Source organism: Euzebyella saccharophila (genome assembly GCF_014855495.1).
Taxonomy (GTDB): domain Bacteria; phylum Bacteroidota; class Bacteroidia; order Flavobacteriales; family Flavobacteriaceae; genus Euzebyella; species Euzebyella saccharophila.
The window spans coordinates 693,523-717,248 of the sequence record NZ_JACYFJ010000002.1 but is presented as its reverse complement, the minus strand read 5'-3'; the positions used below and the strand labels follow the sequence as shown (position 1 = coordinate 717,248).

22 protein-coding genes are annotated in these 23,726 nt (G+C 38.0%); 12 read left to right on the top strand and 10 right to left on the bottom strand.

Annotated elements, in window-relative coordinates; genetic code table 11:
• Nucleotides 1-2: 2 nt before the first annotated feature.
• From IL355_RS09660 to IL355_RS09645, 4 genes are all read left to right on the top strand, one after another.
• On the top strand, nt 3-776 hold the full coding sequence (locus tag IL355_RS09660) for a DUF4625 domain-containing protein (protein ID WP_192461951.1): 774 nt from the start codon (nt 3-5) through the stop codon (nt 774-776).
• 67 nt (nt 777-843) lie between these two features.
• On the top strand, nt 844-1,320 hold the full coding sequence (locus IL355_RS09655) for a DUF4625 domain-containing protein (RefSeq protein ID WP_192461950.1): 477 nt from the start codon (nt 844-846) through the stop codon (nt 1,318-1,320).
• Between the two features lie 129 nt (nt 1,321-1,449).
• Nucleotides 1,450-1,911 carry an aminotransferase class V-fold PLP-dependent enzyme gene (locus tag IL355_RS09650; protein WP_192461949.1) on the top strand — a complete coding sequence of 154 codons (462 nt, stop codon included), beginning with the start codon at nt 1,450-1,452 and terminating at the stop codon, nt 1,909-1,911.
• Nucleotides 1,912-1,914: 3 nt separating this feature from the next.
• Nucleotides 1,915-2,733 (top strand): aminotransferase class V-fold PLP-dependent enzyme, encoded by an 819-nt coding sequence (locus IL355_RS09645; protein ID WP_317175491.1) that lies wholly within the window; start codon nt 1,915-1,917, stop codon nt 2,731-2,733.
• A 243-nt stretch (nt 2,734-2,976) separates the two neighbouring features.
• On the opposite strand, the gene IL355_RS09640 is transcribed toward IL355_RS09645, so the two are convergent.
• The 3 genes from IL355_RS09640 to IL355_RS09630 all read right to left on the bottom strand — a co-directional run bounded on the left by IL355_RS09640 (nt 2,977) and on the right by IL355_RS09630 (nt 4,788).
• Nucleotides 2,977-3,486 carry a YybH family protein gene (locus IL355_RS09640; RefSeq protein WP_192461947.1) on the bottom strand — a complete coding sequence of 170 codons (510 nt, stop codon included), beginning with the start codon at nt 3,484-3,486 and terminating at the stop codon, nt 2,977-2,979.
• Between the two features lie 212 nt (nt 3,487-3,698).
• Nucleotides 3,699-4,148 (bottom strand): carboxymuconolactone decarboxylase family protein, encoded by a 450-nt coding sequence (locus IL355_RS09635; RefSeq protein WP_192461946.1) that lies wholly within the window; start codon nt 4,146-4,148, stop codon nt 3,699-3,701.
• 64 nt (nt 4,149-4,212) lie between these two features.
• A complete protein-coding gene (locus IL355_RS09630) occupies nt 4,213-4,788 on the bottom strand; it encodes a Crp/Fnr family transcriptional regulator (RefSeq protein ID WP_192461945.1) in 576 nt (191 codons plus the stop codon).
• 211 nt (nt 4,789-4,999) lie between these two features.
• Between IL355_RS09630 and IL355_RS19460 the strand changes: the two genes are divergently transcribed.
• Complete coding sequence (locus IL355_RS19460; RefSeq protein WP_449401711.1) at nt 5,000-5,581, top strand: hypothetical protein; 582 nt, start codon at nt 5,000-5,002, stop codon at nt 5,579-5,581.
• A gap of 93 nt (nt 5,582-5,674) precedes the next feature.
• A complete protein-coding gene (locus IL355_RS19455; RefSeq protein WP_449401710.1) occupies nt 5,675-6,043 on the top strand; it encodes a succinylglutamate desuccinylase/aspartoacylase family protein in 369 nt (122 codons plus the stop codon).
• A 388-nt stretch (nt 6,044-6,431) separates the two neighbouring features.
• Here IL355_RS19455 and IL355_RS09620 read toward each other — a convergent pair whose 3' ends face one another.
• Nucleotides 6,432-7,880 carry a BLUF domain-containing protein gene (locus IL355_RS09620; RefSeq protein ID WP_192461944.1) on the bottom strand — a complete coding sequence of 483 codons (1,449 nt, stop codon included), beginning with the start codon at nt 7,878-7,880 and terminating at the stop codon, nt 6,432-6,434.
• Nucleotides 7,881-8,285: 405 nt separating this feature from the next.
• On the opposite strand from IL355_RS09620, the gene IL355_RS09615 reads away from it, so the two are divergent.
• The 4 genes from IL355_RS09615 (at nt 8,286) to IL355_RS09600 (ending at nt 15,089) form a co-directional block, all read left to right on the top strand.
• On the top strand, nt 8,286-10,796 hold the full coding sequence (locus IL355_RS09615; RefSeq protein WP_192461943.1) for an ATP-binding protein: 2,511 nt from the start codon (nt 8,286-8,288) through the stop codon (nt 10,794-10,796).
• 101 nt (nt 10,797-10,897) lie between these two features.
• Complete coding sequence (locus tag IL355_RS09610) at nt 10,898-11,350, top strand: ferritin-like domain-containing protein (protein WP_192461942.1); 453 nt, start codon at nt 10,898-10,900, stop codon at nt 11,348-11,350.
• 676 nt (nt 11,351-12,026) lie between these two features.
• Nucleotides 12,027-13,301, top strand: a complete 1,275-nt coding sequence (locus tag IL355_RS09605; protein WP_187455929.1) for a ribonucleotide-diphosphate reductase subunit beta — start codon at nt 12,027-12,029, stop codon at nt 13,299-13,301.
• Nucleotides 13,302-13,304: 3 nt separating this feature from the next.
• Nucleotides 13,305-15,089 (top strand): ribonucleoside-diphosphate reductase subunit alpha, encoded by a 1,785-nt coding sequence (locus IL355_RS09600; RefSeq protein ID WP_192461941.1) that lies wholly within the window; start codon nt 13,305-13,307, stop codon nt 15,087-15,089.
• Nucleotides 15,090-15,171: 82 nt separating this feature from the next.
• Here the strand turns inward: IL355_RS09600 and IL355_RS09595 are convergent, their stop codons facing one another.
• On the bottom strand, nt 15,172-16,203 hold the full coding sequence (locus IL355_RS09595) for a substrate-binding domain-containing protein (protein ID WP_192461940.1): 1,032 nt from the start codon (nt 16,201-16,203) through the stop codon (nt 15,172-15,174).
• Nucleotides 16,204-16,362: 159 nt separating this feature from the next.
• Here IL355_RS09595 and IL355_RS09590 point away from each other — a divergent pair, with 159 nt between their 5' ends.
• Nucleotides 16,363-18,048, top strand: a complete 1,686-nt coding sequence (locus IL355_RS09590) for a beta-N-acetylhexosaminidase (RefSeq protein ID WP_192461939.1) — start codon at nt 16,363-16,365, stop codon at nt 18,046-18,048.
• Between the two features lie 311 nt (nt 18,049-18,359).
• On the opposite strand, the gene IL355_RS19310 is transcribed toward IL355_RS09590, so the two are convergent.
• Entirely contained in the window at nt 18,360-18,488 is a 129-nt protein-coding gene (locus tag IL355_RS19310) for a hypothetical protein (RefSeq protein WP_262892181.1), read from the bottom strand.
• Nucleotides 18,489-18,642: 154 nt separating this feature from the next.
• Here IL355_RS19310 and IL355_RS09585 point away from each other — a divergent pair, with 154 nt between their 5' ends.
• Nucleotides 18,643-18,801 carry a hypothetical protein gene (locus IL355_RS09585; RefSeq protein WP_192461938.1) on the top strand — a complete coding sequence of 53 codons (159 nt, stop codon included), beginning with the start codon at nt 18,643-18,645 and terminating at the stop codon, nt 18,799-18,801.
• A 118-nt stretch (nt 18,802-18,919) separates the two neighbouring features.
• Here the strand turns inward: IL355_RS09585 and cydB are convergent, their stop codons facing one another.
• The 4 genes from cydB to IL355_RS09565 form a co-directional block, all read right to left on the bottom strand.
• Nucleotides 18,920-19,957 carry a cytochrome d ubiquinol oxidase subunit II gene (gene cydB / locus IL355_RS09580; protein WP_192461937.1) on the bottom strand — a complete coding sequence of 346 codons (1,038 nt, stop codon included), beginning with the start codon at nt 19,955-19,957 and terminating at the stop codon, nt 18,920-18,922.
• A gap of 10 nt (nt 19,958-19,967) precedes the next feature.
• Complete coding sequence (locus IL355_RS09575) at nt 19,968-21,344, bottom strand: cytochrome ubiquinol oxidase subunit I (RefSeq protein ID WP_192461936.1); 1,377 nt, start codon at nt 21,342-21,344, stop codon at nt 19,968-19,970.
• 228 nt (nt 21,345-21,572) lie between these two features.
• Entirely contained in the window at nt 21,573-22,235 is a 663-nt protein-coding gene (locus IL355_RS09570; protein ID WP_192461935.1) for a peroxiredoxin, read from the bottom strand.
• Between the two features lie 189 nt (nt 22,236-22,424).
• Entirely contained in the window at nt 22,425-23,687 is a 1,263-nt protein-coding gene (locus tag IL355_RS09565) for an NAD(P)/FAD-dependent oxidoreductase (protein WP_192461934.1), read from the bottom strand.
• Nucleotides 23,688-23,726: the final 39 nt, after the last annotated feature.

The window sequence follows — 23,726 nt, the reverse complement described above, 5'->3', positions numbered from 1 at the left end:
TTATGAAAACAAGTTTAAAACAATTAGCGCTAATTGCATGCGCAATTACCTTGTATTCCTGTAGTAGTGACGATGATGGAGACATTCAATTGGCTGCTCCTTCCATTACCAATTTTGAATTCGGAGAAGGAAGTACCCACGGAGGGGAATCCGTAGCTTATAAAGGAAGTGATATTCATTTGGAGGCAGAAATAACGGCTGAGGCCACCGTAGCTTCCATTACGCTGGATATTCATGGACACGATTTGGAAGTGGGAGAAGGTGAGGAAGAATGGGATTTTGAACAGACTTTTACGAATGCCTCTTACTTAGTAATCAACCCTGAATTTCATGAGCACGTAGACATTCCAACCACAGCTCCTGCCGGTGAATATCACATTACCCTAACCGTAACCGATGAGAATGGTAATAGTACAGAGGTGGAAGGAGAAATTGAAATAATGGATCCCATTACGGTGAGTGATATGTCTATTGATGAAACCGTTGCTCGTGGAAGTGATTTTCATGTGGAATTCATGATTGAAGCCGTTAATGGTATTCATAATGTTAGCGTTGATATTCACGCACATGATCTCGAATTGGCAGAAGGGGAAGAAGAGTGGGATTTTGAAGAAGTTTATGAAGAGGGTCTTCATGAAGAGACTTCCGCTGAATTTCATAAGCATATAGATGTGCCCGCAACGGCACCTGCAGGTGAATACCATATGCTGATAACCATTGAGGATGAAGATGGGAATACCAAAATGATAGCTACCCATATTGATGTAACTGCTTAAGTTAAAAAAGCCCCATTTCCTAAAATGAAAAGAAAATGGGGCTGTTTTTAATCAAAAAACAGAATAAATGAAAAGATTACAAAAAATATTATATCTGGCGTCTGCTCTATTAATTTTTGCATGTTCATCGGATGATTCATCATCAAAGGATGAGGAAAGGCCAACTATTAGTATTGATTATGCCAATGGATTTCCGCAAGGTTGTGAAGAACTACAAAGAGGGGAGACTTACACTTTTAGGGCCCGGGTTACAGATAATGAAGCTTTGGCTTCCTACAGTCTTGACCTGCATCATAATTTTGACCATCATACCCATGATGATCAAATAGGAGTTTGCGAACTATTGCCCTTAAAATCATCAGTGAATCCATGGATTTTTATGGAAAACTATGCTATAGATGGCGGCGTTCAGGAATATGAGATTGCTATTGAGGTAACCATACCCGAGGACATTGATACTGGTGATTATCATTGTGCGTACGCTATAACAGATGAAACAGGCTGGCAGAGTAGGACCTCCATTGATATTAAAATTGTGGAATAGGAATTGAAAAATCAAGGGTAAGTCCACCACCTACACTTGTAATTCATAACTAGTTAATTATATATTGAAGTATTAAATACAGTAACATTTTTTGGAACCTAATTAATAACCCTTAACAGATAAAATCATATGTCCGACGAATTAAAGAGACGTCATTTCCTTAAAAGTTCAATAGGGGCCATTGCGGGCCTTAGCGCCTATTCTTTTACCAATATGGACTTGCTTGCATCTGCAAATATAAATTGGGAAAGAAAAAATGCTCTAGACCCAAATGCTTTGGCAAAAGATGAAGAATTTTGGAAGGACATCCAAAAATTGTACAAACCATCCAAAGAATTCATAAATCTTGAGAATGGTTATTATAGTATGATGTCAGAACCGGTAAGAGAATCACAGATGACTCATTTAAACCACATTAATGATAACCATTCGTATTTTATGCGTCGGGAAAGAAAAATCGATAAGGAAAAAATATATCAACAGGTTGCAGAATTAGCTGGTTGCTCAACCGAAGAGTTGTTGTTGTGCCGTAATACAACGGAGGCATTGGATACAATTATATTGGGACTTCAATTAAATAAGGGGGATTAGGTTATACTTACGGACGTTGATTACCCCAGCGTTGTGCAATGCTTTGCTATGAGGGCCAGAAGATACGGTTCTGTAAATAAGACTATTAAGATACCTTCCGATCCTAAAAGTGATGAAGAAATTGTAGAAGCTTATGAAAAGGCCATAACAAATAAAACAAAGGTGTTGGTTGTTACCCACATCAACAATTTCACCGGTCAAATATTACCCGTAAGTAAAATTTCAAGAATGGCGCACAAATATGATGTAGAAGTAATTTCAGATTCTGCTCATGCCTTTGCCCATGTAGATTTTAAAATACCGGAATTGGAATGTGATTATCTGGGTACTAGTTTACACAAATGGCTTGGTGCACCATTGGGTACGGGATTATTATATATGAAAAAGGAGAAAATAGGGAAAGTTTGGCCACTTTATGGTGATGATACCTATGATGAAAACGACATACGTAAATTTAGCCATGTGGGTACCCTTCCCTGTCATGATTATTTAGCAATTGAGGATGCTATCAATTTCCATCAAAAAATAGGAGGAAAACTAAAGGAAGAAAGATTACGGTTTTTAAGTACCTATTGGATGGATAAGCTCAGAGATGAAAAAAATATTAAAATTTATTCACCTAGTGATTCTCAAAGGTATGGTGCTATAGGTAATGTAGGAGTTACTGGAATAGACTCTGCTGAATTAGTTGAAATTCTTTATGAGAAATATGGAATATTTACCACCACCAAAAAAACAGGGATTATAGTAACACCTCACCTTTATAACACAATGGAGGAATTGGATACGTTTGTTGCTGCCATGAAAGAGATAGCAAGTTAAAAGTATATTTATTGGTTGAACCTTATACACAGACATAGGGCATAACATGAAATTATTTCAAAGTAAAAAGCCAAAGATGATGTGAAAATGCCAAGTGAAATATTTTAATCTAGGTTGCATAAAAGACCGGTGGTACCGGTCTTTTATGCTTTATAGGTGCCCTTCTATTCTTCAAAGAATAAATTACAGGATTAATAACCCATCATTCCTACTTTGTATATCAAGCTTTACTGGTATTTTTTGTTATTGCGCCCAAGGCGAATGGTGCTCATGAACAATTTTCCAACCATCGTTGGTTTTTACAAATAACAGGGTGGTTTGTTCATTTATAACAACCAAATTATCACCAAATTTTAAATGGAAGTCGGTCTGAAAAGTCACATTGGCGACATCTCCATAAACGGAAACCTTAAAATCTTCGGTGTCAAACTTTACAACCTCGGTAAGGGCCCCAAAGGTGTTGCGTTCAAAAGTTTCATTGGCTTCGGCACCATTTACTGCTTCTCCGTTCTTATACTCCGTAAACTTGGGACTGTATCCGTGAAATGAAATAAGCTTATCAATGTCACCATCTCTAAGGCTTTGCTCAATAGCGTCCCAAGTTTCTATCACTTCCTGTTTCTTCTCCGGATAATCCGTATTGATTAAATCTTCTTGCACCGTATTGACGATTTGATCATCTTCCCCATCATTGCACCCCATTAGTAGTAGGGAAGATATAAAGAGTAACTTGTATATGTTTCTAGTGTTCATAATGTTTTATTAATAAATAATTGACATTGAAATCTTGGAAAACATGATTCCAAAAAACTAGTTGCAACAATGTAAAACTAGAGGCTTGTTAGGATAAGCCATGTAAGTTTTGTACCAAAAACTGATACAAATAGAACACTGATGACGGAATGGAAATGGGTAAGGATTTTAGGAACAAAGCGATTTTAAAACCTCAATACAAGCAATCGTTTTTATGTAACAGAACTGTTAAATTCCAATCGTGTACTGATGGCGATTCGGTTCCAAGAATTTATGGTTGCAATAGCCATGATAATCGAGATGAGACTAGATGTTTCAAATAATTCTGTCGCTATTTGATAGGTTTCCTCCGTAAGTCCATTTTCATGAATATTGGTTATTTCTTCGGTCATCCTTAAAAGTACTTTTTCGTCATTGATAAATTCATTGGAGTCTTTCCAAGCAGCTAGAAGGTGTAGTCTTTCTGGGCTTTCTCCGGCTTTTAGAGCTTCTTTTGAGTGCATGGCTAGGCAATAGGCACATCCGTTTATTTGAGAAGCCCTCATTTTAATGAGTGAAATCTGCTTCTTGTTGAGGGGGCCTTCAGTTAAGAATTTTTCCAAAGCGAACATTCCTTTGAAAGCTTCGGGTTGGGTCTGATAGATGTTGATTCTCTTTGTCATTTTATATCATTTTAGGATTTGATACAAATGTATTGAGGTAGAAATCACATCTTCTTAAGCTAGTTTAAGAACGATTTTTCGCCCTTATTTCACTTACGTACTCCGGTGTCAAACCTAAAAAAGAAGCGATTAAATATTGGGGTACCCGTTGCGCGAACTGTGGGTATCTTTCCACAAACTGAAAATACCTTGCCGCTTTTGAGGCTTCATACATATATTTTATTCGGTGCAGGGCGGCTCCGAACCCTATTTGGTTCATCACCCTAAAATAACGTTCCAATTTTGGTATTTCTGTTAAGAGTAATTCTTGATCACTTTGCGATATGGCTAAAACCGTACTTTTCTCTACTGCTTGTAATTGAAATTCACTTTCTTTTTGGTGACAAAGACTCAAAGGGTCATTGATCCACCAATTTTCAATGGCAAATTGAACTGATTGTTGATCACCTTTTTCTGTCAAGAAATACATATGTAAACATCCTTTGATGACAAAGTAATTATGCTGAAACACAGGCCCTGTGTACATTTCTAAATGGTCCTTTTTACGTACGTGAATTACCTTGAAATAATCGAATAACTCTTCAAATTTATCTACGTTAATATCAATATACTTTGCGATATGATTTTGAAGTGCTTTCATGGACAAACTTTAGAATTCAAGGCAGGTTTGCAAAACTAATTATAGTTTGGTTTTTAATACAAATTCCGAGTGTTCGTTATCTACAATTGGATAAATTATAATCTCAAATTAGCAACTACTTGAAATCATTTTTGACCGATTCTCTTTAATTTTACGGTTTGCTAGGCTTTTACTTAATTTGAGGCCTACACGAAATTTAAATATGTAGGTGATGAGGGTACATTTGAGGGTACTTGTTTTATTTTTCTTCCTAACGATGGGAGCAATAGGTCAAGAATCATTTAAAGATAAGTTTGAGAATACCAAACCGGGGTCTATTTTAAAGTTTAAGGTGTCTTTTAATGATAGTTTAAAAAACGCTACCGAATTGCCCATTGTTATTGTTAAGGGAAAAGAGGAGGGTAAAATTTTAACCATACTGGCCGGTGTTCACGGTTATGAGTATCCCCCAATTATGGCGGTTCAAGAGTTTCTTGGAGAAATTCGCCCTGAGGACTTAAAAGGAAGTCTTATTATAATTCCAATCAGTAGTACCGCTGCTTTTTACGGCCGATCGGTTTTTGTTAATCCCAATGACGGGGTTAATTTAAATAATGCATTCCCGGGTAAAGAGAACGGCACGGTCACTCTGCAGGTGGCGGATTATATTACCAAGAATATTATACCCTTGACCGATGTGTTTTTGGATATCCATGGGGGAGATGCAAGTGAAGACCTATTACCTTTTGCTTGTTACTATAATCGTGAAGGCCAACCTATAGCAACAGCCATGGCGAAAAAACTATCGGAATAAAGCGGATTTTCCAACGTAGTCTCTTATGGTTACACACTCAAGGATACCGAACCTGCTAAATATGCCTTCAAACAGGCCGTTCAAGATGGTAAGGTGGGATTGAGTTTTGAAGCGGGTAAATTAGGAAATGTACAGGCAGATGCGGTTGCCTTGAACAAAAATGGTATCTATCATGTAATGAACGCCCTTCAGATGTACAAAACAGATTTAGATTTACCTTCAGAATTGAAGAAATACAATGACCAAGTGTATATAAAAGCACCTGCAAAAGGTATTTTTTATAGTGACGTAAAGGCTGGTGATTTTGTAAAAGATGAACAGGAGCTAGGTTATATCACCAATGAATTTGGTGAAACTATTGAAACTATAAAAGCTTCGGGTACAGGGGTAGTTCTTTACATGGTGGGCACACCTCCAGTGACCAAAAGTGATACTTTGTTTTGCATTGGGGTGCGAGAATGAAAAAGACCGGCTTAAACCGGTCTCGCTATTAAAAACTTTAATACTGTTAAATTCTTTATTAAGAAACTATAAAGTAGGTAAAAAAAGAAATCTTTATTCAAATTTGTTAAACATTTGTTCGGCATTTTAATGAGTAGTGAATACGTACAGGTAATTTTGATAGGAATAGTTCTAATTATCCCCAAACCCCACAATTAGAATAGTCAAACTCTACATAGAAGGAGTGCGTTGAAAAAATATTTTGCTGCTTATGAAAAAATTAGTCTCACAGTTACAGCTTATAGTAGGAGACCTTTCCTCTAAAAGAAAAGCTTCAAATGTAGTTCTGTACATTTCTATATTGTTTTTTCTCCTAAGTTTTCTCGTTACCCTATTTTTAAGACGATAATTACCCTACAAGGGCCTTGTCAATGATAAGATTCCTTATACGTTGCCAGAATCTAAGATCTTTAATGGCTGTTTTCTTATCACCCCTAAGTAAGGATTGCATAGTAATGCCCAAATCCTTAATGTGGTTGTAGTTAAAATTTTTTCGGTCCGAAACAAAGAACAACCCAGGCTCCTTAAAAATCTTTTTCTTCCTGTAACCTTTCCACAGAATTGTTACTTTTTTATGCCTTTCATCCTCCTTGATTTTTTCAAATAGATTTAAAACATCAGATTTTTTTCCTTCAATTATTTGAAAAAACTCTTCTTCATAATAAATAAGACAACCGGTTATACCTACATCTTTATTGCTTTGTTCTGAAAGGGTTACAATTTTTTCAACCTCAGTATCCGGCAAATACAACCTTGCTTTGGAGCGATAACTTAATTCAAACGAATTCTCACCTTGATTGAAGGATAATCTATATTCAGTAGGTAGATTACCATATTTTTCAGTGAAGATTTTTGAAAAATAACTCTTGCTGTTAATACCAATTTTGTCGCAAATAAGTCCCACGGAAAGATTGGTGTTTTCCAGTAATTCCTTTGATTTCTCCAAACGCATGTTTTTTATGAAAGCGGCAACGCTCTCATTGAATAGATATTGAAAAGCATCCTGAAGTTTTTTAGGATAGAGTCCGCTCGTATAAGCCAGCTCTTTAATAGTGTTGGACTTATCTAGATTGTTGGAGATATAATTACAAAGCGCTATAACCCTATCCAATTCTTTATCCGTTAGCTCTATGTTAGTGCTTTTGGAAAGGTCTTTGTCATGGTCATCCAACTGGGCGGCTAGAGTAGTATATGCGGCGGCTTCGGTAATAAGTTTTCCAGCGAGGTCCGTACGTCTATTTTCAACCAGAATTTTAGCGTGTCTCTCAATATTGTTCCTAAGCCCGCCAATAAATTGATAGGACTCACCCTGGTCCATCTTAAGTACAATATCCCTTATCACATTAACTAAATTTCCCCTTCCTTCATCCTTTAATTTGTTCCGGAGAAGGGCAATAACCGAAATTTTAATGTCCTCATTTGCGGGCAAGGTCAATTCATGTTCCTCGTTAGCTGCAGAAATACTGATCAGGTTTCTTCCTTGAGCTATTTTAGTGGCTCCCTCAGTACTGCTGTAATGATGATAATAACTACCCTCAAGGCAATAAATGAGATAGAGGGGTGAGTATCCGTGATCCTTTAGGTTAAAGGAAAGTTCTTTGCTTAATTTTAAATTGTAGGTCCTAACATTCATTCCTGGAAATGGCTCGTAAAGATTGATATATCCATGCCCAATCTCAGAATTGTCAAGTTTTAGCGAGGAGGCACCTAATCCCTCCTCAAATTCGCCATTAAAGGTTAGGGCTATTTTCCTAATATGTTCCGAGGGTCTATCCTCATCGATTTTAAAAGTGTTCAAACTTATTTTCTTTATCAATAATATGTTAACAAAGAGATAATAAATTTGAGTAAATCAGTGCTAATTTTAAATAAAAAATTGACTCTCAACCAGTTGTGAAAAACAGTTAAAACTGTTAAAAAAAATCTGTCATTTACTTATTAAGAATACAGAATTAAGTTTTATTTGGTTTTCGTCTTTTTTGTAACAAAACACTGGTTTGCAGTGTTTTAGAGGGTGAATCTTAGGGAGCATGAAAGAGTTTATTTGATAGTGCTTTTAGGCTTAGAACGTATACGTTAAATATCACTTTTATTGAGTTAAGAATTCTTTTGTCCATTTAATAAATTCGAGGTCTTTTATCAGCCGATAATAATATTTGAATTCAAGAACGATGGGTTCATCGTCTTAAAATAAATCGACTTAATGGGAAACCTACCAACTGAAGCGGAGCTATCATTCTTACAAGGTGGTGGCACGATGGGGAAAATAACAAGGGAAAAGGATTGGACCAAAACTGCTATGGGCCATCCTAGTACTTGGCCACAAAGCATAAGGCCTATGTTAAGTATGTTACTTAATAGCAAGGTGCCAATGTTTTTATTTTGGGGGAAGGAGCTTCGGTGTTTTTATAACGATGCCTACAGGCTAAGTTTAGGGAATGAAGGAAAGCACCCCAAAATATTAGGACTTCCTGGTGGGGAGGCGTGGCCAGAGATTTGGGATACTATTCATCCACTTCTTCAAAGAGTGATGATAAATAGGGATTCCGTTTATTTGGAAAATCAATTGATACCCATTTATAGGAATGGACGTATTGAAGAGGTCTATTGGACTTTTGGATACACTCCCGTAATTGGAGAGGGAACTAAAGTGGAAGGTGTTTTCGTTACCTGCAGTGAAACAACTGACAGTGTTTTGGCTATGAAAAGATTGGAGGAGAAAACCAATGAACTCCAACTGGCCATTGACGCAGCGGATTTAGGAACGTGGGATTATGTGCATGAAGATTCCACCATAAAAATAAACGATCGAAGTTTAGGATGGTCTGGATTGGGGGAAAGCAATATAAAATCTCCTAATGAACTTTTGTCCATTGTTGAGCCTACAGATAGAGAACGAATTAAGCGTAGTTTACAAAAGGTTCTCACCCCGGAAACCGATGAAGTTTTAGATGTGTCCTTTATAATTAAAAATGAACGCACTCAGAAAAAAAGAGAAATTAGGGCCGTGGGTAGGGCACTCTACACAAAAGAAGGAAAGCTTCAACGCTTTAACGGTACCTTTCAAGATATTACAGAGCAACAGAATACACTTAGAAATTTACGTAAAAAGGAAGAGCGTTTTCGGCAGCTGGTTGAAAATGCCCCTATTGGGATTGTTATTGTGGATGCTGAGGATTATACGGTAAACGTTGTTAATCAAAAGGCACTACAGATGTGGAGCAAAAGTCTTTATGAATGCCAAGATTTTCCTTTATTTGATATTTTGCCCGAAACCCGCAATGGATTGGAACCCATACTTGCCGAAATAAAAAATACCAAGCGGGAACAAACTGGAACGGAATATCCATTGACACTGGAAAAAGAAGGGTTGCTGCAAAGAGGGTTTTACAACTTTATATTTAAACCGGTTATAGAGGACGGTGTTGTGGTAGAAATAGTACTGGTAGCCTATGACGTTACGGACAATGTGCGGGCCAAATTTGGGGTAGAAGAAACGGAGGTGAAGATTAGAAACGTATTTGACCAATTTCCCATAGCCATGGCTATTGTAGAGGGTCCGGATTTGATTGTAGAAACCATGAACGATACCTTTTTAGATGAATTTGTAAAAAGGAAACGTAAGGATGTTGTAGGAAAACGATTGAATGATTTAATGCCCAATCCTCTAAATGTTCAGTTGTTGGATGAGGTTAGAACTTGTACCACCAAAGGGGAGACCCTTAGATTGGGAGATATGCTTTGGTCCTCTGGTAGTAAAGATAAAGACGGACTTTATGTGGATTTCTCCTGTCATCCGTTACGTGAAATAGACAATACAATCCATAAATCCATTATCGTTGTAAATGATACCACGCAGCGCGTACTAAGTAGATTAAAGCTTGAGGACTTTTCAAAAAAACTGGAAAAACAGGTAGAGGAACGAACTTACCAGCTTGAAAGTTCTAATGAGCAATTACAGGACACCGTAAAAAAGCTAAAGTCTACTAATGCAGAACTGGAATCATTTGCCTATATAGCAAGTCATGACCTAAAAGAACCTCTAAGGAAAATTCAAATGTTTATGGAAAGGGTCATTGCTTTTGATGGGGAGAATGTTTCCTCCAGAAGTAAGAGCTATATGGATAGGATAGATAATGCCATAGAGCGCATGCGTACACTCATCAATGAGTTATTGGCCTATTCAAGAACGGGAAGCGAGAATTTTCAGTTTGAGGAAACCGATTTGTCCACCATTCTTGAAAGTGTTCTGGAGAACATTTCTGGAAGTGTAGAGGAATCAAACGCCAAAGTTGAATTTGGTGAACTGGGAGCTTTAAAAGTAATCCCCTTTCAAATGAAACAAGTGTTTCAGAACTTATTGGAGAACTCGATAAAGTTTGGTAAAAAGGACCAAGTACCTATAATTACCATACAAAGTGAGAAGGTACGTGGCAACGAAATAGAAATAGAGGATTACGTACCGGATGAAAACTATTTAAAAATCACTTTTAAGGACAACGGCATTGGCTTTGAGGAAGAGAATGCGGAGAAGATATTTGAGATATTTCAGCGGTTACATGGAAAATTGGAATACCAAGGTACGGGCATTGGTCTCGCCATTGTTAAAAAAATCATTGAGAATCATAAAGGTTACATAAGAGCTACTTCACAGAAGGGGCAAGGTGCTCAATTCATCATATATTTACCCCTAGAGCGTTCAGATTTGGATTAAACGTACTACAGATTCAAAAGCGCTATATTATCTTTTTAATGGATTAACCAGCAGTTGATTTTGTGTCTAATTTCATATTGTACAATTTAAAAATGTATGTTATGGAAACAAAAAATAAAAATTTAGTAGACAGGTTGGGAGATGTTCTTGACCGTAATATCGATGCTCAGAAAGGATATGCCAAAGCTGCGGAGAATGCGGATGGTAGAGCGCTTCAAGCCTTTTTTCAAAGAAAATCCACCGAGCGTGAAAGTTTTAATATGGAATTGGCCACATCTTTGAAAACGGCCTATGGCGTGCTTGATAGGGACGGAAGTGCCAAAGGTACTTTACATAGAGCCTGGATGGACGTAAAAAACATGTTCTCTGCAGATAACGATGAGGCTATGTTGGAAGAATGTATTCGTGGTGATAAAGCCGCTATTGAGGAGTATACGGAATTACTTGAAGAAACTGGGCTTCCCCTTGAGGTCTCCGCAATTGTTAGAAACCACATGCTTAAATTGAGAACAGACCTCAACAAGGTAAAGTCTTTGGAAGACTTGGTAGATTAAATTAGTAAGGAATTTAAATTTTGGATGATGAATTTGATAAGAAAATATGGTTATTTAGATCCCGAAAGAAAAGTGGAGAAATTGGAAGATGAAAAATCGGAAAATTCTTTTAGAGCAAAAATTGTTAGGTATCGTTCAAGTAAAATCAATAAACAGTTGAAATTTAATTAGAACTCAACTGTGAAATTTATAAACGGATGCATGAAAGTGCATCCGTTTTTTATTGGTGTCACTTTTTAGGGCAATTATAACTTACAGATTTCATTTATGGGAAATTTTCTTCCATAAAAATGTTGTACGAAAACGTTATAAGAATTTTTTTGATAGACAAATTTTAAATTTTATTTCATCTTATTATCTGTTTAAAACAATCAACATTCTACCGTTTTGGCCCTAATGTTCCAAGATGTTTTCTGAGGTTGTTTTAGGGTAAGTTTTAGACCATATACTCCTAGTGTAGTGGTGTTTTTGGGTTCTCTTTTTAAGATATACCAGTTGTGATAAAAGTGGGTTTTTACCTGTTAATAAAAATTAAAAAATTGCCGGAAAAATGCTCCAAAAATCTACCTGTTGATAAGAATGTTGAAAAACATCAAGGGTACGGTTTAAATCAAAGTGAATAAAATATGAATTTTACACTACGAGCTTTTTACAACTCCTCCTAATATATTCCGTCATGAAAATAAGTTATATTATCAAGAGAGATTACACCTCTCAACCTTTTGACCTTCACAAGATTACGAATGCGATAGCAAAGGCTATGACCGCCGTTGACCACGGGCAGGTAATTAATGCAGAATCAATTGCCAACCAAGTATATGAGGTACTTCTTGAGCGTACAGCCAGGGATGAATCATATATTCCAACGGTAGAACAGGTACAAGATGTTGTTGAGAACAAACTTATGGAAACGGAGTTCCATGATGTAGCAAAAGCCTACATTATTTATAGGAACAAAAGGGCGCAAATGCGCAAAACGGACATCTTTGAAAAAAGAGTGAACCTAAAGCCGTATGAATACCCTCAATTGTATGAATATGTTTCTGCCATAAGACACTCGTATTGGATTCATACAGAATTCAATTTTACAAGTGATATTCAGGATTTTAAATCGGGACTTGACCCAGTGGAAAAAAGTGCCATTAAGAACACTATGCTGGCCATATCTCAAATTGAGGTAGCTGTAAAGTCTTTTTGGGGAGATATTTATCACAGACTTCCAAAACCGGAAATAGGTTCAGTTGGAGCCACATTTGCCGAAAGTGAGGTGAGACACCACGATGCGTATTCGCACTTACTGGAAATTTTAGGCCTTAATAGAGAATTTGAGACCCTAAAGAAAAAGCCGGTAATCATGAAGCGTGTACATTATTTGGAAAACGCTCTCAAAAATGCCAAAAGTGAGGATAAAAAGGAATATGCAGAGTCCATTCTTTTGTTCTCCTTGTTCATTGAGCATGTTTCATTGTTCTCTCAGTTCTTGATAATAATGGCTTTTAACAAGCACAAGAACCAATTGAAGGGAATTTCCAATGTGGTAGAGGCTACCTCCAAAGAGGAGCAGATCCATGGGGATTTTGGTATTGATCTGATCAATATCATTAAAACGGAAAACCCGGAGTGGTTTAACGATGATTACAAAAAACTTATCCAAGAGGTGTGTGAAGAGGCATTTATTGCCGAAAGCAAAATTGTTAATTGGATTTTTGAAGAGGGAGAATTGGATTTCCTTCCAAAGGCGGTAATCAATGAGTTTATCAAGAATCGCTTCAACAATTCATTGGAAAGCATAGGAATACCTAAAATATTTGAAGTGGACCAAAAACTGTTGGCAGAAACAGAATGGTTTGATGATGAAATTATTGGAACAAAACACGGGGACTTTTTTGTAAAGCGTTCCATCAACTATAGCAAAAGAACACAAAGTATAACCAGCGACGACCTTTTTTAAATTATGGAGAACAAAACAGCAGTACAGAGTACAGATTTAAAAGAAAACAAAACTCAAGAATTGGTCAATGCCAGAAAGAGTGCACTGGCGGAATTGAATTCCCAGGAAGATCAAGGATTTGCATGGCTAAATGAGAACAGCCGTAAGTTCTTGGAATCAGGTTATTTGACAGATGGCGTAACCCCGGAAGGGCGTATAAGGGAAATCGCGGAAAGGGCAGAGGATATACTTGGAATACCTGGTTATGCAGATAAGTTTTATCACTATATGTCCGAAGGTTTCTTTTCCTTGGCGTCACCCGTCTGGTCCAATTTTGGAAAAAGAAGAGGTCTGCCAATTAGTTGCTTTGGTTCGCACATAGATGATGATATGGGGAATATTCTCTATACACAATCTGAAGTTGGTATGATGTCCAAACTAGGAGGTGGTACTTCTGGATACTTTGGTAACATTAGGCATAGGGGATCGGCCGTTAAAAATAACGGTCAGGCGTCAGGTGCCGTGCATATTATGCAGTTGTTCGAGTCTATGGTGGATGTTGTAAGCCAAGGTTCTGTACGCCGCGGTCGCTTTTCGCCATACTTACCTATTGACCATAAGGATATTATGGAATTCTTGGAAATAGGTACGGAAGGAAACCCTATTCAACAGCTCACTCACGGGGTAACCGTAAATAGCCAGTGGATGGAGGAAATGGTTGCCGGTGATGTAGATAAGAGAACCGTTTGGGCAAAAGTGCTTCAAAGAAGGGGAGAAATGGGCTATCCGTATGTATTCTTTACGGATAACGCCAATAATGGTGCTGCGGATGTCTATCAAGATAAAAACAAGCGAATCCATGCCAGTAACCTTTGTACGGAAATCATGTTACCGTCCAATGACAATTGGTCATTTGTATGTGTACTTTCAAGCATCAACCTTTTGCACTATGACAAATGGAAAGATACAGATGCAGTAGAAACCATGGTTCATTTCTTGGATGCGACCATTACGGAGTTTATAGATAAATTAGAGGCCTACAGAGATTCTGATAGTAGGGAAGACAGACAAACCTTCCTTTTCATGGAAAGGGCCTATAACTTCGCAAAAGAAAATAGGGCATTAGGACTTGGAGCTCTTGGGTGGCATTCCTTATTGCAATCCAAAAGATTGGCTTTTGATAGTCAAGAGGCCTATAATCTCAACAGTGAGATTTTCAGGGAAATAAAGGAACGCTCTTACAAGGCTTCAAAGGAATTGGCGGATCGTTTTGGCGAACCCGAAATATTGAAGGGCTACGGGAGAAGAAATGCCACTTTGAACGCTATTGCACCTACAACTTCATCAGCCTTTATTTTAGGTCAGGTATCACAAGGTATTGAGCCTATTTGGTCTAACTGTTATGTGAAGGATATCGCCAAAATCAAAACGACCATCAAGAACCCTTATTTAATGGAGTTATTGGAGGAGAAAGGTATGAACACCTCCGAAGTATGGAAAGACATTAGAGATCATGACGGTTCCGTTCAGCATTTAGAGTTCCTAACGGAAGAAGAAAGAGCTGTTTTCAAAACGTATTCAGAATTAGATCAGATGGATATTGTGTACCAAGCGGGAGCGCGGCAACATCATATTGATCAAGGTCAATCATTGAATATTATTGTACATCCGGAGATGCCGGTCAAAGAAATCAATAAAATACATGTTACCGCATGGAAATTGGGTCTAAAGTCAATGTACTATCAACACAGTATGAACGCGGCCCAAAAGTTTAGGCAAAAGAAAGATTGTGTAAGCTGCGAAGCGTAAACAATCCAAAGTATGATTGATGCAAAAATGCCCTTGCACATGCAAGGGCATTTTTATTATAAAATCAATTTATCGCTTTTGCTTATAAATAGCTATCTACATTCTCTGAGTTGATGATTTCGATTGGTAGAAGCACAGTTTCGGGTAACGGTTTTTTAAATAACAAATGCTCGATTACATTTTTTAAGCTTAAGGATGCCTGTGTTTTTGGTGCCTGATGGATTAAAAAATCAATTCTCCCTTCTTTGAGACAGACTACATTTTCCTTTAAAAGATCATAACCGATCAGCTTTGTTTTCAGACCCAATTCATGAACGGCCATAGCCACAGGGTGAATTTTGGAATTGGTCACAAAAAGGATGTCATACACAAGGGAATCATTCTGTAGCTTTTCTAAGTGATACTTTGATCTACTGGAATCCCAAGTGTGGGTGTACAGTTTGGATGTTGGACAGTTTTCTTCAAAATAGGCTCTAAATCCTTTTTCCTTCTCCTGCATGTGTAGTGCATTATTAAAGGATTCATCTAAATGTAAAATTCCAACATTGGCTTCGGAAGGCAGATGGTCGCAAGCTAATTTGGCTGCTACGCGACCACTTAAAAACAGGTTCTGACCAATAAATTGATGTACCCCACTATTGGAGGGACTATTAAAAGTAGAGGTTAAGGTATTGGAGTTCTTTAGTTTTTCCATTAAAAGCACACTTTCTTTTTCAAAAAGTGGAACAAATAATAATGAATCAGGTTTTTGGTCTAAAATGGCTTCGCCAGCCTCTTTAAACGAGTTTACCTTTACAGGGTCAAAGTAAGATAGCTCTATATCTAGGTCAAACGCTTTGAACTCATCTTTAATTTCATGGATGCCATGTTCACAAGGCACCCAATAGGGGTCAATGCTGGGGTCTGGCAATAAAATTCTTATTTGGTGAACTTTATTGTTCTTAAGGGATTGTGCAACAGGGTTGGGCACGTAATGTAATTCCTTTATAGCCGCTTTAACTCTTTTTTCGGATTCCGCAGAAACCCTACCGCGATTGTGTATAACCCTATCTACTGTTCCAATGGAAACCCCTGCAAGTTTCGCGATATCCTTTAAGACATATTTTTTCTTCATGGGAAGGTCAAAGATAAAATATTTTTCATTTTGTGTTAACCTTAACGCAATTTTTATGTGTACGTACACAAAATTTTATATATTGCAGCACCAAACATTATTTAGTACCAAAAATTAGTTAGTAGTTTAACCGAATCCAAACCAAGCTAACCTTTATTAATGAAAAGGACATTTACCATTTTTTGTCTGGCCATACTATGCGCCTGTACCAACAAGTACAAAGAAATTGAAAACAAAACGGAGGATTATGCCCTAGTACCAAAGCCTGTAGAACTAACTACTGCAAAGGGAAGATTCCCAATTGGTTCAGGAATGTCAATTTTTGCATCTCCTGAACTCCAAAAGGAAGCGGAATGGTTTTCTCAAGGAATTACCAACCTTGGTGGCAAACCATTACAAAAGACGGAAAGTGCTTCTGATGCGGATATTGTTCTTCAATTGGATGCCAGTATAGCCCATAATGAAGGTTATGGATTAAATGTAAGTTATGACAACGTCCGCGTTACGGGAAAGACCGCCACCGGTGTATTCTATGGATTGCAGACGTTGTTACAGCTTGCTGAGGAAAATGAGGCTTCGACCGATCTTACCGTTCCTGCGGTTACCATTAAAGACCATCCCCGTTTTGCTTACAGGGGGATGATGTTGGATGTGGCCCGCCATTACTTTGATGTTGATTTTGTAAAAAAGTATATTGATCTCATTGCTTTGCATAAAATGAATCGTTTGCATTGGCACCTTACCGAGGATCAAGGATGGCGTATAGAAATAAAAAAGTATCCAAAGCTAACGGAATTTGGCGCTTGGAGAAATGGTACTATTGTAGATCATTTTCCGGGAACATCTAATGATAATACCCGTTCTGGTGGCTTTTATACACAGGAACAAGTAAAAGAAATTGTAGCCTATGCGGCGGACAGACATATTGTTGTGGTCCCAGAAATAGAATTGCCAGGTCATTCCGGTGCAGCCATTGCTTCCTATCCTTATCTAAGTTGTTTTCCTGAGGAACCTACATTTGTACCGAATGAAATGATTTCCGATAAATCCAAGGAACTTCAGGCAAGCGGTACACCAAAGATTGTACAAGAATCTTGGGGAGTTTATGATGATGTTTATTGTGCCGGAAAAGAGGAAACCTTTAAGTTCCTGCAAGATGTATTCGATGAGATCATTCCTTTATTTCCTTCGGAATATATCCATATTGGAGGTGATGAATGTCCTAAAAAGAACTGGGAACGTTGTCCACTTTGCCAAAAAAGGATGAAAGAAGAAGGGCTCGCCGATGAACACGAATTACAGAGCTACTTTGTTACACGAATGGAGCGTTACTTGAACAGTAAAGGCAAACAGATTATTGGATGGGATGAAATTCTTGAGGGGGGGCTAGCTCCCAACGCAACGGTGATGTCGTGGAGAGGTGAAGCCGGAGGAATTGAAGCATCGCGTCAAAAGCATGATGTAATCATGACACCCAACAGCTATGTGTATTTTGATTATTACCAAGCTAAAGATACCGAAAATGAGCCCTTGGCAATTGGTGGGTTTCTACCTTTGAGCCATGTATACTCCTACGAACCTCTTTCAAATGAGTTAACAAAAGAAGAGCAGAAGTATATTTTAGGGGCTCAAGCCAATCTATGGACGGAATACATTGCTACTCCCGATTATGCAGAATACATGACATTACCTAGAATGACCGCCTTGTCCGAGGTTGTATGGTCTCCCAAAGAACACAAGAATTGGGATGATTTTAAAACCCGACTGCCATTTATGATTGAAATGTTACAGGACAAAGGTTATAATGTGAGTACGGAACATATAAACGAACCACCTAAAAAGTAATAGAGGGAAGAATTATAGTAGGACCGGAGAGGTCTTTAGGATATATGATTTTGAGTTGATAATTGTTAGTTTTTAAATGCAAAAGCTATCCAGTAATGGGTAGCTTTTTTTGTACCCATAACTTTAATAAAAAACACTACTCAATTACCTTTCAAGTCGCTGAAGGAAAGATGGTTATGTTCCCAGGAATAGGCATGCCAATTCCCTGCTGGAACCTAAAATATTGATTTGGTGTTTTTTTACTTCAAAGTACACCTAAAAAGCGTGCTCTTTAGTTGAACGAGAAATGATAAAACGGCAGTAGTTATAACCTATTTTTTATTTCCATTAATAAAGGACCAAACAACCGTAATTAGAACAACCACCACGGCGGCAAATATTCCTATCATCCAAATCCCGTTTTCCCAAGAAACGAGGGGCAAAAGACGTAACGTATTCATATTATAATATTTTATAGTACGAATTTAGGGGTTGGTAGGTAGACAAAAGATGATTTTTGTCAGCTCAAATGGTCTTTTTCCTGTAAGAGTATAAAATATGCTTTTTTTGATGTAAATCTATTTAGGAAATTAGGTGGCAGATACCAACCATATTGTGAAAGCACTATTGTCCTTTAAAATTTATGTTTCTACGGAAAACAATTCTATGGAAACTCCTGATAGCAAAAAGAAATATACCAGTATAGGAAAAACACCCAAGGCTTCTGGTAATACAACTTTGGCCATAGCATTCATACATGAGCCTACGGAATAAAAGGATGCCACAATGGAAGGCGCGAGGAGAAGCCCAATATTTTACGGACATTCGCGATTACCGTAGAATAACAACAAACAAATCAAATAATAGAAGGGGGAACATTGCTTTCCCTTTTTTAATAGCTGGTTTCATCTAATTGAACTTTACCTTTAAAGGTTTTATACACAAAAAAAGTATAGCCCAGAACCAAGGGCGTACCGATTGCCACAATCGTAAGCATGATACCCATAGATTTTGTAGAGGAGGCCGCTTTATAAATGTCAATGGTGTATTCAGGGCTGATGGATGACAAAAGCAAATCAGGGTACAATTCAACGGCAACCAGCACCAACATTAATGCGATGGTCAAGGAAGAGAAGAAGAAAGCCATTTTGAACTTCTTTTTGTTGGCAAGTCTGGGCACATTGGCAATACATAAAAATACCATTAACGGTACTATAAAAAGGCTCGGGTTCCCCCTAAACTCATCTGAAAGATGTGGAATGTATAAGAGGGTGTAAAGTGTGGTGATGCCAAAGCAAATCATAAAGAAAATCATTCCTTTTTTTAGTAAAATGGTTAGCTTGGCGAACAACCTACCTTCCGTTTTTAGCAAAAGATAAATGGCCCCATGTACCATAAATAGGCTTAAGGTAGTCAGACCTGTCATAAGCGCATAAGGATTTAGGAACTCAAAAAAGCCATCACCTTGATACAAGTAATTTTCTCCTATTTGTATGCCTTGAAGAACATTTCCTAAGACGACGCCCAACAGAAAAGCGAGCATAATACTAGATACGCTATAGCCGACATCCCACAGGTTTTTCCACCACCGCATCGGTTCCTTTCCTCTGAATTCAATGGCGATAGCCCTAAAAATGATGAACATCAAGAATAGCATAAAAGGAATGTATAGCGACGAGAAAAAAGTGGCATACATCAGTGGGAAACCTGCAAAAAGTGCTCCTCCGCCAATTACCAGCCAAACTTCGTTTCCATCCCAAACGGGCCCCACCGCATTCAAGGCAATACGCCTACTCAATTCCTTTCTAAAAAATAGATGCCATGCTCCGGCTCCGAAATCAAACCCGTCTAAAATGGCATATCCTGAAAACAAACCGCCAACAACTAAAAACCACCAAGTTGGATAATCAATTCCTAAAAGTGTGCCCATCTATTACGTTTTATATAGTTATAGCTTCTGTAATTTCTTTTGTTAACGGCCTATCATCAGTTTCCGATTCATCGTAAGGTCCGTGTTTGATTTTCTTGTTCAATAGATACACAAAAAGAATAAAAAGCAGCGTATAAACGAACATGAACAAAATCAATGAAAAGAGAATTTGGTTATCGGTTACGGCCTGGGAAAAGGCTTCCGAAGTTCTCAAATGCCCATAAACCACCCAAGGTTGCCTACCCATTTCTGCGGCAAACCAGCCCACCTGATTGGCAATTTGGGGCAGCAGCGCGGCAAAAACGAATATCTGTAATAGCCACTTTTTTTGGAATAATTTGCCCTTCCACCACATAAACGAGGCGAACAGGGTGAGAAGTATAAGAAACATTCCGATAGCAACCATCAGGTGATAAAACTGAAATACAGCGTTTATCTGCGACGGTATTTCATCTTCTGGAAAGGCATTAAGGCCGGTAACCGGAGTATTGACATCATAATCCAAAAGAAATGAAAGTCCCCCAGGAATTTTTATGCCCGATACTTTCTGGTTTTTTTTGTCTACCCAACCAAGTAGATACATATCAGCCGGTGCCGAGGCTTCAAAATGGCCCTCTAAGGCGGCCAATTTTGCCGGTTGATTATGAGCGACTCCATCAGCTGATTTGTGTCCCGTAGCCAGTTGTCCCAAGGAAAAAAAGGTAGCCACAACTAAGGCTATCTTAAAGGCTTTCTTTGATATTTCAACATATCGGCCCTTAATAAGGTAATAGGCATGTACGCTAAGTACCAAAAAAGAACCTGCTAAAAATGCGCCTAGCCATACATGCAATAGACGGTCAACACTTGACGGATTGAAAACCATCGCCCAAAAATCGGTTATTTCCGCACGGGCATCAAGCCCCTCACCCACAATATGATACCCAGCCGGGGTCTGTTGCCAGCTATTGGCCACCACAATCCAAACGGCAGAGAACATAGACCCGAAGAACACCCCTATGGTAGAAACTAAATGCACCCATGGTTTTACCCGGTTCCAGCCAAATAAAAGAATACCTAAAAATCCACTTTCAAGGGCAAAGGCAAAAATACCTTCCGCGGCAAGAGCGCTTCCGAAAACATCGCCCACGTATCTTGAATATACCGCCCAATTGGTGCCAAATTCAAACTCCATGACAATACCGGTAACCACACCAATACCAAAAGTCAAGGCGAATATTTTCGTCCAAAATTTAGCTAAGGTATGGTACTGCTTATTTTTAGTTCTTATATAAAGGCTTTCAAAAGCTACCATCAACAAACCAAGACCGATACTCAAAGGGGGATAGATGTAGTGAAAGGCAATGGTAAAAGCAAATTGAATTCGGGCAAGAATTTCGGTATCCATAAGAAATGGTTTTACGCTATCAAATTTACTAAAGGATGATTGAACTAGCAGTCATTCAACAGCTTAAAAAATTAAAATTTAATCTTTTTAAAATTTTAAAAGAAAAGTATAATTCATGGACGGTGGCTTAGTGAGCAAGCAGCGAATTTTTTGCTGTTTTTAGAAATATACTATTATCCAATAAGCCTATTAAAAATCAGAAAAAGCGGTCACAAAGACCGCTTTATATTACAAATTTTTCTTTGCTAGATACCAAGTTATTTTTTCAATGCTGTCATCTTCAAGTCGCTCGTTCAAGCTGTCCAAAGTTTTTGGAGGAGGAACAATGGCTTTATCTCCTTTTTTCCAATCTAAGGGCATTGCAACCTTATACTTGTCAGATGTTTGTAGAGCTTCAAGTGCTCTTAAGATCTCATCCATATTTCTACCTACATTAAGGGGATAGTACATAATCAATCTTATTTTTTTTTCGGGATCGATAAAGAAAACCGCTCTCACGGCAGCAGTTTCGCTTTCATTGGGTTGCAACATACCGTATAGCTTAGAAACTTTCATGTCTAAATCGGCAATAATCGGAAAGTCGAAATATACGCCTGTATTTTCCCTTACGTTCTGTACCCAACCCAGATGGGCATGAATACTGTCTATGCTCAAACCTAGTAATTCTGTGTTCAGTGCGTCAAACTCACTTTTTCTATTTGCGAATCCACTCATTTCCGTGGTGCATACAGGGGTGAAGTCTGCGGGGTGACTGAACATTACTACCCACTTATCTTTGGCAAAATCTGAGAATTCAATTTCTCCCTTAGTAGTTTGTGCTTTAAAATTAGGTGCTTTATCACCAATTCTAGGCATGCCCAATGTTTTTTGTGTAGCGCTGTTAACCTCCATTTTTATAGATTTTAATTATTGTTTAATTAATTCTTGATAAAGGTATATTATTGTATTTGTGTGGTCTGTAACATGAGTTACCTAGCTATCTTTTTTGGAGTTTTAAATTTTGTAATTGTAAATTCTGGTAATGATTGACATAAAAAAGGCGGTACCAAGTACCGCCTAAAACAACAAAACCAACCTTACTTATACATCTTTGCCCTTTAGCATTTTGTTCCAGTACAAATAAGGCAAACCAAATTTCTTTAACATCCATAAACGCCAGTGCTCTTTCGCGCTGTTAAAAACGAGCATTTGTTTTAACTTAGGGTCGGGCGTAAAGTTGTTGTCGTAGTCAAATTCTGCCAAGGTCATTTTTCCATATCCGGTTACTAGGGGACAACTAGAATATCCATTGTAAGAAGTATTAGTAGCTTCTTTGTGATTGATTAATCTTAGGATATTATCTACAACTACCGGTACTTGTTTTCTGATTGCTGCACCCGTTTTCGCAGTCGGAAGGCCGGCAACATCACCTAATCCAAAAATGTTTGCAAAATTATGATGCTGTAATGAATGATGGTCTACGTTCAGCCACCCAGCTTCATTAACTAAATTGGAGTTCCTTATGAACTTGGGAGCCGCTTGGGGAGGTGCTATATGGAGCATATCAAAAGGCATTTCAATAACGGTATCCCCAGTCATTTGTTCACCTAGCGAATTGTCTTCTGTAATTACACACTGATTTTCTTCTGGAGCTGTATTTCTGAAATAAACGATTTTCTTGTCGGCATCAATTTTAAAAGGAGCGTAAAATGGTTTAAAGTGAATACCATAACGCTGTATGACCTTCATTAAGGTTTCCCTAATGGGTTTGACGCCAAAGATTACGGTGCCTGGCGTAGCAAACACTACATTGGTTTTATTAGAGATGCCTTTTTTTCTAAAATAGTCTGCCGCTAGATAAGCAATTTTCTGAGGAGCTCCCCCACATTTTATTGGGGTGGTAGGCTGCGTGAAGATGGCGTTACCGCCCTTGAAGTTTTTAATAACCTCCCAAGTGTATTTAGGGTCTGTGTAATTACTGCAAACAATACCTTTTCGCATTGCTTCCGGTAAACCTTCGATCATAGATGGTTCCATAACCAAGCCAGGTGCTATCACTAAATATTCATAGGTAATATTTCCCGACGATTTCGTGCCAACACTATTGTCATTGGCATTGAAAGAAGTTGCATAGTCTTTGATCCATGTAACGCCAGATGGCATTACTTCTTTCATTGGCTTGGCCGTTTTTTCAAAATTATAGGTTCCAGCACCCACCAATGTCCATGCAGGTTGGTAATAGTGTGTTTCAGCTGGTTCAATAATGGCTATATCAAGTTTCTTGTTTTTTTGAAGTAAACTTGCAGCGGTCATTATTCCAGCTGTACCTCCACCAATAATTACAATTTGATAATTTGATTTCATAAGGCTTAAATTTTGTTGACTTTATAAATTTACCCTATG